Annotated in this window: 12 protein-coding genes; all 12 read right to left on the reverse strand. The window is 32.3% G+C overall.

The window, feature by feature from the left end:
• Positions 1-729 carry a chemotaxis protein CheC gene (locus Q0941_RS08970; RefSeq protein ID WP_299293195.1) on the reverse strand — a complete coding sequence of 243 codons (729 nt, stop codon included), beginning with the start codon at positions 727-729 and terminating at the stop codon, positions 1-3.
• Positions 730-739: 10 nt separating this feature from the next.
• Entirely contained in the window at positions 740-2,287 is a 1,548-nt protein-coding gene (locus Q0941_RS08975) for a chemotaxis protein CheA (protein ID WP_299293198.1), read from the reverse strand.
• Positions 2,277-3,332 carry a chemotaxis-specific protein-glutamate methyltransferase CheB gene (gene cheB, locus Q0941_RS08980; protein WP_299293200.1) on the reverse strand — a complete coding sequence of 352 codons (1,056 nt, stop codon included), beginning with the start codon at positions 3,330-3,332 and terminating at the stop codon, positions 2,277-2,279. The genes Q0941_RS08975 and cheB overlap by 11 nt, the downstream gene beginning before the upstream one ends.
• 111 nt (positions 3,333-3,443) lie before the next feature.
• Complete coding sequence (locus Q0941_RS08985) at positions 3,444-3,686, reverse strand: hypothetical protein (RefSeq protein ID WP_299293203.1); 243 nt, start codon at positions 3,684-3,686, stop codon at positions 3,444-3,446.
• Between the two features lie 95 nt (positions 3,687-3,781).
• Positions 3,782-4,372 carry a chemotaxis protein CheW gene (locus tag Q0941_RS08990; protein WP_299293206.1) on the reverse strand — a complete coding sequence of 197 codons (591 nt, stop codon included), beginning with the start codon at positions 4,370-4,372 and terminating at the stop codon, positions 3,782-3,784.
• 125 nt (positions 4,373-4,497) lie between these two features.
• The gene (locus Q0941_RS08995) at positions 4,498-5,886 is read right to left on the reverse strand and encodes a methyl-accepting chemotaxis protein (RefSeq protein WP_299293209.1); all 1,389 of its coding nucleotides are present in this window, start codon (positions 5,884-5,886) and stop codon (positions 4,498-4,500) included.
• A gap of 69 nt (positions 5,887-5,955) precedes the next feature.
• The gene (locus tag Q0941_RS09000; RefSeq protein WP_299293212.1) at positions 5,956-7,440 is read right to left on the reverse strand and encodes a flagellar assembly protein FlaJ; all 1,485 of its coding nucleotides are present in this window, start codon (positions 7,438-7,440) and stop codon (positions 5,956-5,958) included.
• Positions 7,437-9,107, reverse strand: a complete 1,671-nt coding sequence (locus Q0941_RS09005; RefSeq protein ID WP_299293215.1) for a type II/IV secretion system ATPase subunit — start codon at positions 9,105-9,107, stop codon at positions 7,437-7,439. Before Q0941_RS09005 ends, Q0941_RS09000 begins: the two co-directional genes overlap by 4 nt.
• 8 nt (positions 9,108-9,115) lie before the next feature.
• Positions 9,116-9,817, reverse strand: coding sequence for an ATPase domain-containing protein (locus Q0941_RS09010; protein WP_299293218.1), 702 nt, complete (start codon positions 9,815-9,817; stop codon positions 9,116-9,118).
• Between the two features lie 77 nt (positions 9,818-9,894).
• Entirely contained in the window at positions 9,895-10,404 is a 510-nt protein-coding gene (locus Q0941_RS09015) for a hypothetical protein (RefSeq protein ID WP_299293220.1), read from the reverse strand.
• Positions 10,405-10,413: 9 nt separating this feature from the next.
• Positions 10,414-10,893, reverse strand: coding sequence for a flagellin (locus Q0941_RS09020; RefSeq protein ID WP_299293222.1), 480 nt, complete (start codon positions 10,891-10,893; stop codon positions 10,414-10,416).
• The coding region (locus Q0941_RS09025; RefSeq protein ID WP_299293224.1) for a hypothetical protein at positions 10,893-11,178 on the reverse strand (286 nt) is incomplete at its 5' end. The genes Q0941_RS09025 and Q0941_RS09020, both read right to left, overlap by 1 nt.

Genomic DNA, 11,178 nt, shown 5'->3' on the forward strand with positions numbered 1-11,178 from the left:
TCATTTGTCTCCTCCGCTAAAATTATTTTCTGAATCCGTTTCTTCAGGAATTAAATCTGCAAGCAGATCATCTATTGCTGAATTTTCTCCACCCAGAAGATTGGTGTTGGAGTCATTTGCGTAGTCATTACTGTTAATTTTTCTAGCTTCATTAGAAATCAGTTTTTTTGCGTGATCGGGATGCTGGATAATGAGCATATGGATTTCAGTGCCTGTTTCTTTTCCAGAAAGTAAAACATCTGTAATTATCGCATCATCTTTTGGATTTACAACATCACAAACAGGTTCTACTATAAGATCTTTAATTTCTCCTTCTTTGAATGTAGGTGTTGATAAATCAACTTTGAATCCGGTATTTTGTGATAGTGCATTGAAAAATGAACCTGTTAAAATATTTGCCACTTCTTGTAATGCTGATGTTCCCATTTCATCAATCTCGTTAACTTCTGTTCCAAGTAATTTTGATGCAATTTTTATTCCATGATTTAGTTTTGTTGTGTATAGTAATTCAATATGTAAATCTCCTTTTCCATTTAATCTAACAGAGCACATTTTGATTTCATCTGATGGCATGCACTCATTTTTTAGAGAACTAGCTCCATCTTCTAACAATGATAATTTGTGCGTAATTGGCTCTTTTAGAAGAGTTGAAAGTGCATCACATGTTTTATCAGTAATAAAATCATTAAAAGTACCAGTTAATTTGTCAATTTCAGTCTGTAATAACATCTTGATTCACCTATTGAATTAATAGCGATGGATCAATTACCAAAGCTACTTTCCCATCTGGAAGTATTGTTGCATTTGAGAATAATTCTGAAGAATCACTCTTGTCTAATTTTTTAACTACAATGTCTTGATTACTTTCAAATTCATCAACTACAAATCCATAATTTTTTCCATCATTTTCAATTATTACTACTGTTGTAGTTAATTTTTTGATTTGATTTGTATTTTTAATATCTAATAATTCACTTAGTCTAATTAATGGAATAATTTTTTCCCTAAGTTTGATAACCTCTGTTCCGTGTAATGAAATAATTTCTTCTTGTTTGATCTGAAGTGTAGTAGTAATGCTTGAAATTGGTAAAACAAACTTTTGACCTGCAACTACAACTAGCAGTCCTCTAATAATTGATAGACTCAAAGGAAGTGATAATGTCATGGTAGTTCCTTTTCCTTTTTCACTTGAAATTTTGACAGTTCCCCCTACAGCTTCTACCTGTGAGATAACAACATCCATGCCTACTCCTCTTCCTGAAATATCTGTGACTTCTTTAGCTGTAGATAATCCTGGTGCACCAATTAGCTGAATAGCTTCATCATGTGTCATTTTTTTTGCTTCTTCTTCCGAAATAATCTTATTTTCAATAGCTTTTTGCTTTACCACATCTTCATCAATGCCTTTTCCATCATCTTCAATTGTTACAATGACATTTTCGCCTTTTCTTTCTGCTGTCAAATTTATTGTTCCCGCTTCATTTTTTCCATCTTCTATTCTTTTTTCAGGAGATTCAATGCCATGATCAACACAATTTCGTAAAATGTGTAATAACGGGTCTGTAATTGAATCTAAAACACTTCTATCTAATTCAATTCCTGAACCGTCCATGTTCAAATTTACTTTCTTTGATAATTTTTGTGATGTATCCCTTACAGTTCTATTGAATCTGCTGAAAACTTGATTGATTGGTACAAGACGTACTTGCATTGATTGAAACTGTAAATCTGTTATCAACCCATCTACCTCTGTTAAAACTTGTTTTGATTCTTCATAATTTTGATTTTCTATTGTTTGACCCAATCTCATTTTTGAGATTAACAATTCTCCAACTAAATTCACCAATGAATCCAAATCTGACATTTTAACTCTTATAGTAGGAGATGATGTAGTAGTTTCTTTTAGCTGTATATTTTCTATTTCCATTTCTGGATTTTCTAATTTTTTCAAATATGGAGTCAAATCAATTTTTAATTTTTCATTTGAAATCATCTGCTCTAAAAGATCTACACAAGTAAACAATGCTGTGGTGAGTGAGCTTGAAAGTTTGTCTTTTCCATTTCTTAAATTATCAAAAATATTTTCAATGTTTTTGCATAATTCTCTTGTATCATCATATCCCATTGTTGATGCCATACCTTTGATTGTATGTGCAGAACGAAAGATTTGATCTAAAAATGATCTCTCATTTGGTTTCTCTTCTAATTGTAATAATGTCTGATTAATCATTTCAACATGCTCCAAGGCCTCAGATACATACATTTCTCGATAATTATTATCTGACAAGTTTTTTGACCTCCTCTGTAATCTTTGAAGGAATATCACTTAATGGGAGAATATGATCAGCTGCATCAAGATCAATCACAGCTTTTGGCATTCCAAAAATCACACAAGTTTCTTTATTTTGTACAATTGTATGGCCTCCTCTTTTCTTAATTGACTTCATACCAAATCCACCATCATGACCCATTCCTGTTAGAACAACACCTACCAAATTGGAGCCATAAACTTCTGATGCTGAAATCATGGTCATATTTACAGAAGGTCTTACTCCGAATCTTTTTTCACTTGAATCCAAATGGACTTTTCTATTTTGTAGTACCGACATGTGGAAATCACCTGGGGCTATCAAAACTTGACCATTTTTGATAATGTCTCCTTCTTCTGCCTCTTTTACAAAGAATCCAGTATTGTTAGATAATCTTTCAGCAAATTGCTTCGTAAATCCTTTTGGCATATGCTGAACAAGTAAAATTCCTGCATCCACATCTGTTGGTATTCCATTTAGCACAGTTTGGACTGTTCCGGGACCTCCAGTTGAAGAACCAATCACAATTACTCTTTCTGATGTATCTGTTCTGGGTGTGGGTTTTGTTTTTGGTTTTAATGAATTTATTTTTTCTTGAATTAATTGAATAGGATCTGATTTGTGTGCAATTTCTATTTTTGTAATTAATGCTTCTCTTAGTTTGTCTTTTTCTTTCATGTCTTGTGGGATTGCAACAAAATCAACCGCTCCATTTTCTAATGCATCTAAAACAAGTTTAGAACCATTTTGAGAAAAACTACTTACAATAATTGTTGGAATTAATGTTCCTGAATTTACCATATTTTCAATAAATGTTAGCCCATCCATTCTTGGCATTTCTAAATCTAATAAAATCACATCAGGGGTTTTTGCCGAAATTTTTGATAAAGCATCTTTTCCATCTATTGCAGTTGAAACTACGTCTATCTCATCAATTGAAATGACATCTGTAAGATATTTTCTCATCAGATTGGAATCATTTACTATGCATACTTTGATAGGAATTACTTTTTGCTCTAGCAATAAATTATTCCCTCTTTTGCAAAATCAGTAAATTGTAAAAATAGATCATAATTTTTAAATGAAAAAAGTAATTATAATCTGATGTTTGTTTGCATCAAACAGACTAAAATTCTATTCTTTTTCTTTCAATTCTTTTTGAACTTCATGGGCCCTAATTAATGAAATTCTTAGCTGCTCATACAATGTAGGATTGTTTTCTTCTTTAGCTTTTGCTTTTAGTTCTACCAACTCATCAACTAGTTTGTCAATATACTGTTTTCCCCATCCTGTATTTCTCTCTCTTGGTTTTGTACTAGGATGAAGATCAATTTCATCCCACATGCTGTATAAACTACTTCGAAATGATTGGCTCATACATTGTAGGTGGGATTAGTTGAATTAAGAACGATGGACAAAACGTATGATTTTGATTTCCAATTTGGAAAAATGCTTCATTTTATGCACAAAAACTAACTTGATGTCTCTTGGATTATTTTGTCAATTTCAGGAAGAATTTCTTCATCGTTTTCAGATGATTCTACTTTTTCTTCTGTAATCTCTTCGTGATTTGCAGCCTCCAACTGTTCTTCTGAAATACCTTCGGATTCCTTTAGAAATTTTGATGCATCTAATAGAACTATCAAATTTTCTTCGGTGTTAACAATTCCTTTGATGTAGCTATTTTCCTCAAATGCTCCTGGAGGTGGGGATTCAATATCGCTCATTGAAAATCGCATCACTTCGTTTACTTCATCTACAAGTAATCCAGTTAATGTATCATTTACATCAGCTACTAGTATTCTCTGTTTAGAATTATCTGTATTCATACTTGATAATCCAATTTTATCATTTACATCTATGATTGGAATGATTTTTCCTCTAAGATTCATAATTCCTTTTACATATGATTTTGATTTTGGAATTTCTGTAATTGCATCTACTGTTCTTATCTCTTTAACTTGTTCAATTGGAACTGCATAATTTCCTTTTTTAGCATCTTTTTCTGCTATAGTAAATGTTACAACTTGCATTGTATCACTTAGAACAGTTTCTGTAGACATGAATTGATAATTGTTCAAAAGAACATAATTATTAGTTTGTTCAAATTGATCATAATAATTTCAAATCTAAATGATTCTCAATCAATATTAAAAAATTATTTACAAATAAATTAAAAATTTATTTTCTAAATATTGTTGGTAATGTTGATTTTACCAGTTTTTAGTCTTTCAACTACTTCTTTCATATGAGGCTTTACAGGTTTTCCTTCATCCATGTTAGAACATGCCTCTTCAATTCCTATCATTACCATTAATTCTGTAATTGGTGTACTTACAGCAGTGTATCCTTTGACATCATTATTATCATCAAATGATGGATTGATGACTGTTTTTACCCAATAAATTGAGCCATCTTTTGCCTTATTTCTTAGGTAACCTTGGAAAGTATTGCCTTTTGAAATTGTTTCAGCTAGTGATCTAAATAATTTCTCATCATGCCAGCCGGATTTCAACAATCTTGCATTTTCTCCAATTACTTCTTCTTTAGGATATTTTGTAACATCCAAAAAGAATTTGTTCAGATAACTAAACATGTTATCTGAATCTGACATGGAAATAATTGAAGAAGAATCAAGAACTTCGGTAATTGCACTCAAAGTTTTCACTGAATTATTTGCATTTTGAAGAGTCTGGGTTTCTTTATCTTTAGCTTGAACGATTTCTTCAAAACTTTTCAAATTTGTTTGTGCTACTGAAAGAATTTCTTCACTTGCTGCAGTAGCTTGCTCTGTTCCACTTGAAACTTGCTCGGTTGCTGCTGAAATTTCTTGCATTTGAGAAACGACTTCAGTAATTGATGCTGTAATGTCCTTGATTGATTCTAAAATATGAGTAATTACTTCATATGCATCCTGAACAACTGTATTTCCTTTTTCAATACTGTCTGTTGTTTTATTTGATGAATTTTTCAATGAACTAACTAGATCTGAAATATCTTCAGCACCTTTCTTTGAATTTTCAGCTAATCTTCTTACTTCGTCAGCAACAACTGCAAAACCTCTACCTACATCCCCTGCTCTTGCAGCCTCAATTGCTGCATTTAATGCTAGTAGATTTGTCTGCTCTGCAATTTGAGTGATGAATCCTGTCATATTATCAACTTTGGCAAGCTCATTTGCTAATTTTTTAACATCATTGGAGGATTCTGATACGATTGATTTCATACTATCCATTTTTTCCATTCCCTTTTCTGCATCAGTACTGATGTTTTGAGTAATTTGTTCTGATTGACGCATCATCTCCATTGCTTTAACAGCATTTGAGGCAACGCCTTGAATAGCAGTTGAAATTGATTGAATTGATTGAGAAATCTCTTCTATGCCACTGGTTTGGCTTTTTGTGGCTGACTCTAGTTCATTTACTGTACCTTGTAGTTGTTCAGAAACTGCTACTGCTTCATCAAATGATTTTAGGACTTGGTTGGTTATATTTTCATCAGATTCATCTTTTTTTGAAGTTTCACTAGTTTTAATTTCATTTTGATTATCAAGAGATTCAATAGTTTGAATTGTCATATTTATTCAATGATAGATTTGTAGTTAATCATTTGTCTGATCAGTTAGAACAAAAAATATTGTATAATTTTAAACTCCTGGCACTGGAGCTGTGAAAATTATACTATCCAAAAATTCTTCCATGATGAAATTTATGGAAAACATGGAAATTCCTCCAACAGTAAGTAGTAATCCTATATGGAAAAATACTGTTTTGTAAATTCCTCCTTGAATAATTTTTATTGCAAATCCACTAATCACTGAAGTCATAATTAATAACAATGGCATTAGTGCATTCATTAAGTCAGGATTAATTGGAGTTAATTCAAAAGCTGCATTAGATAAATCTCCAGATGATAATCCGTTGAACAATTCTGTAAGTTTATTCATCAATCCAAAAATTGATAGTGATAAAACATGTAAAATTATTACAACTAATTGAAATGTGGATGCATTTTGTGCACGTTTACCTCTTAATTCATTAATTTTCTTAGTTACATCTGAAATTACATTTCCCACTAAATTCATGTCGGCACCTTTGTCAATTGATGTTGAAAAGATTGAATTTCCACTCGCAATCAAATGATTGCCTGATTCAATAGAAAATAATTCAAATCCTATTGTTTGATCAATTCTATTTTTAATTCTGTTTTTCAATGAATCGATAAATGTCTGAATTGTACCAAAATTACTTCTCATTACTGCTTGAAGTGCTTGTCCCATTGACCCTACTGTGGAGTATAGTTGTCCAAAATGAAGAATGAATGTTGGATACCATTCAGTATAGCTTGAAATCTTTGATTCTGCTTTTTTTGCTATTATTCCAGGATAAAGTAATGGGGCTCCTCCTAATGCTACAGCAAGAATAGGTGGTACTGCACCTGAGATAAGCAAAACAGAGGTAATTCCCATCGAAGCGCCTATTGCCATGTATATCTTCATGCGAAATTTTTTCTCCATATCTGCGTCAGTATAAGCTAGAATATCTCTTGGGAACATCATGAACATCATTGCAACAAAGACTGCCATTCCAGCACCGGTTCCCATCATTGAAACCATCAAAATTTGTTCTGCATCTCCGAATCCCATTAGCATACTCATAATCGAATTTGCAGAAATCATGAATGATGCAGTAGACATTAAAGTATAGAACATTTCTGAAAATAATTTTTGCGTTTCCAGATTTGCTTCATATTTTATTTTGTAAGTTGCTAGGGCATTTTTTAGTTCATCTCTAAAAAATAATTTCATATCATCCCCTAATCTAATCACTTGAGATAATTTTACTAAGAGTAATTTCATTGGATCATCTTTTTTGTTTGAAGTTACTTTAGCAATTTTTTCGCAGGCAGCTGCTAATCCATATGACCATCCCACACCTAGTCGGAATGTGTCTCTAAACGCTCCTGAATATTTTCCATATTTGGAATCTTTTCCGGTTTTAAAAAGATCTACAGCTCCGATTTCTCCAGTTGAAATACTGTACAAAAATGCAATAAAATATACAAAATTCTCATCAATTTTTCCTCCTGAAGATAATAGTGCTTTTGTTGATGCAATCTTTCCAAGCATCATTGTGAATCTAATTCCTTTAGATATTCTTCTAATCCTACTTCTCTACAATGAGAAATTGCATTAAACACATCATAATAATTGAAGATTTTTTTCTCTAACATTTTTTCTAGAATTTTTGCACGTAACTCTAATTCTTCATATAGTATTCCTTCATCTTTTCTTTTCATTCCTCTCTTTTCAAGTACTTTTGAAATGAATAGTGCACTACTTCCTCTTCCTTTGAATCTTACAGTATCTGTACCGGCATCCCAATTGAAAACTGGAATGAACATTACATTCCCATCATTTGAAATTCCCAGGATTTCATTTATTGATAGAATTCTACGGACTCTTTTTCCTTCTGGATTAAGTACCGCAGCCTGGAAAAGTGCTAGATTCAAGTTTTCCATGTAAGTTTTGGGTATACTAATTGGAGCATTTGATAATCTTTGAATTAATGGAACCATAGCTGCAGCGTGAAATGTTGCAATGACAGGGTGGCCTGTTTGCATTGCTGAAAAAGCTACATTTCCTTCTGCTCCTCTAATTTCTCCCACAAGAATATAGTTTGGTCTTTGTCTTAATGCTGCTTTGAGTAAATCATCCATTGTTACACTAGATGCTGGATTTCCAGTGTTTCGTGTTGCCTCTGTAATCCAGTTATTGTGTGGCAATGTTAATTCCGGAGTATCTTCAATTGTAACTACTTTCCAATTTGATGGAATAAATGCAGTTAGACCCATTAGAGTGGTTGTTTTTCCAGATGCTGTTTCTCCATTTACAAATAGACTCATTCCAGCTTCTAACATCATCCACAAATAAGCTGCTTCTGTAAAATTCATCACTCCTGATGATAAAACTTGAATAATTGATAATGGTGTACTTGCAAATTTTCTAATTGTTGCATTAGTTCCTTTTCTACTAATATCCTTTCCAAAGACAATATTGATTCTTGAACCGTCTGGTAGAGTCGCATCAACTACTGGTTGTGCATGTGATATTGTTTTTCCAAATTGCTCTGATAAACTAATTATTAGTTCGTCAATTGCCTCTACACTAAGAAAGACTGGAACTTTTAATGTTCCAAATGCTTTGTGAATTATGTACATATTACCTGCACCAATAATTGAAATATCTTCTAGATTTGGATCATTCAAGAATGGGTCTAATAATCCAGTACCTGCACGTTTCTGAAGAAAATGATATTTTAAATTATTATAACTTTCAGTATGAACTGGGAGTTTTTTTATTTTAAATGGATCACCTAATTTTGTATAATCTACTGGATTTGGAGATGACACTAATGTTTCGTTAAGATAAGTATCTACCATGTTGAATCTTTCTGTAATTTCTACAGGAGGATCAAGTTTTCCTGCTTTAGATGCAAAAACGCTATCTGCAAAAGCCATTAACTCTCTATCTGGTTCATCAGGCTCAATTATGACGTACTCATTATATCCGTCATCAGCAGTTGTATGTGGATTGATGTGAATAAAAGTATCATCTGAAATTGAATAAATCAGATTAGGCTCTTTGAGTTTTTTATGTTCAGGTTTTAATTCTTCTGAGAATAAAGGAAGTGGATTTCCTTTAGTTTGATACATATCAAGATAGTTTTTAAGATGTGATTTTTGTTTTATTTTTTCAACAAAATTTTGATCACTAATTGAGGAAAGATTTAACGTCATTTTCTCACCTATGCATTAGCCATTGATACCGGCACAATCTTTATTCCAAAAATTAGATCTACTTCAAAGGCAAATCCTGCTTCAGGAGTATCTTTTGCTCCAAGAAATTTAATGATTTTTAGAGTTTTTACTTCTTTATCTCCAACTACAATGGTTCCCAATTTTAGATAAACATCAGTTGCACCGACTAAAGCTGTGTTAGTAGATTTTGCAAAATCTGAGGAGTGACTAGTGATAATGATTGTCTTTCCTTTAGAAACAATTTCTTTGCAGAAAGAAAGAAAATCTAGTATAGCTTGATTATTTGAATTTAATACAATTGGTGAAATTGAATCAATAATAACACCATCAACCGAATCAATTTTTTTTAGAATAAATTCTTTGATTGCTGGAAGAATTTTTTCTGTATTTTTATCTGTCCACTTTGCATCTTTTACAAAAACAGGAACAAAGATTAATTGACTTCGTACAAATGGTTTTGAAAAATTAAATGTGATTGATTTCATTTTATGAATATACTGTTTTACAGTATTTTCAATAACGCAAAGAAGACTATGTTTTGAAGCAACCAATCCGTTCATAATTTGTGCTGAAATTGCACTTTTTCCTGTACCATGATCTCCTTCAATGAATACTAGTGATGGAGCAGGAATTCCTCCTCCAAACTGTCTATCAATTTCTTCATTTCCAGTAGAAATAATGTCAACCATGAATCCACCTCATTCTAATACAATCAAAATTATGAGAATTTTTTACTTAAGATGCTGTTTGACTTTTTTGAACATATCTATACTACAGCAGTTCCAGTTGCAACAATTCCATTTTGAGTAGAAATTACAACAATTAAATCACTACTGCTCTCAAGACTGTTTGAAACTTCAGTATCTATTGTCATTGTTTCCCCAGTGTTAAGTATTTCAGGATCGATTACATCATTTAAAAAACTGTCTACACACCATTCTCCGTTTGTGGGAGGACAAGATGATGAAAATGCCATCACTTCTGTATATGTTGTTCCTGCATTATCGTATGTTACAATCACATCAAATTTTTCAAATTCCCATAATTTCTCTAATCCTGAATTTGTTACATCAAAACTAAATTCTGGATCTGTTCCTGAAGTACTAATTGATTCAATATTGATTTCGGTTTTAATTCTCTTATTTTCAAACTCTGTCATTTGAACTGAAGAATCGGACATTAATGAAATACTGTCAGTTACTCCTCCTAATGAGAACATTAGATATGTTATTCCAAACATGATGATTCCACCACTAATGGCAATGCTTAGTCCCATAATTCTCTCCTATGACACAGAGAATATGTGATCATCAGAAACTCCGTTAGAAACTGTTACTTGAACCAAGTATGATGTTGAGGACTGTAAACTGGAACTATCTTGTAGGGTTATCTGGATTGTATCTCCTTCCGTCCAAACAGAACTTGTAGTTGTACTATCACCGAAAACCCATTGTGGTGTGGTTCCTTGATTATATCCTATCATTTGAGCTGAATTTATCTGCCCAAAATACACATCAACAGAGTCTAGTTTCTGTATGGGTGTTAATCCTGTATTTTTAATCCAGAAGTCCACTGCTGTACTGTTAATCTGCCTAACATGAAGAATCTCAAATTTACTTAGCATTTTCTCTTTTTGGGCCTCTGTAGTCGTAGTGTATGTTCCCTCAAATGAGCCTACTTTACTAATTACAATACCTGTAATCATTCCAGCTACAATTACTGATGCAATGATTAACACACCCTCACTGATAATACCTGATGCCATTATATTCCCTCAATGATTGTAGTTTTCTTTGACTGTGAAGAATCATTTTTTTCAATAATTTTTTTTAATTTTTCATCTTCAATTTCTAATCCTAGTTTTTTACAATGAATCTTTGTTAGTTCTAAAACTTCAGTTGGTTCAAAATCATTTGATAATTCACTAATTAGAACTGAGATTTCATTAGGAATCTCTTCAGCTACTGGTTCAGCTACTGGTTCAGCTACTGGTTCAGCTACTGGTTCAGCTACTGGTTCAGCTACTGGTTCAGCTACTGGTTCAGCTACT

The organism is Candidatus Nitrosopumilus sp. (genome assembly GCF_028278985.1).
In the GTDB taxonomy this organism is placed as follows: domain Archaea; phylum Thermoproteota; class Nitrososphaeria; order Nitrososphaerales; family Nitrosopumilaceae; genus Nitrosopumilus.

What these genes read in the sequence shown, in the direction of transcription:
- Q0941_RS08970 (WP_299293195.1), bottom strand. Translation starts at nt 729, where the DNA reads ATGTTATTACAGACTGAAATTGACAAATTAACTGGTACTTTTAATGAT.
- Q0941_RS08985 (WP_299293203.1), bottom strand. Translation starts at nt 3,686, where the DNA reads ATGAGCCAATCATTTCGAAGTAGTTTATACAGCATGTGGGATGAAATT.
- Q0941_RS08990 (WP_299293206.1), bottom strand. Translation starts at nt 4,372, where the DNA reads ATGTCTACAGAAACTGTTCTAAGTGATACAATGCAAGTTGTAACATTT.
- Q0941_RS08995 (WP_299293209.1), bottom strand. Translation starts at nt 5,886, where the DNA reads ATGACAATTCAAACTATTGAATCTCTTGATAATCAAAATGAAATTAAA.
- Q0941_RS09000 (WP_299293212.1), bottom strand. Translation starts at nt 7,440, where the DNA reads ATGATGCTTGGAAAGATTGCATCAACAAAAGCACTATTATCTTCAGGA.
- Q0941_RS09005 (WP_299293215.1), bottom strand. Translation starts at nt 9,107, where the DNA reads ATGACGTTAAATCTTTCCTCAATTAGTGATCAAAATTTTGTTGAAAAA.
- Q0941_RS09010 (WP_299293218.1), bottom strand. Translation starts at nt 9,817, where the DNA reads ATGGTTGACATTATTTCTACTGGAAATGAAGAAATTGATAGACAGTTT.
- Q0941_RS09015 (WP_299293220.1), bottom strand. Translation starts at nt 10,404, where the DNA reads ATGGGACTAAGCATTGCCATTAGTGGTGGAATCATCATGTTTGGAATA.
- Q0941_RS09020 (WP_299293222.1), bottom strand. Translation starts at nt 10,893, where the DNA reads ATGGCATCAGGTATTATCAGTGAGGGTGTGTTAATCATTGCATCAGTA.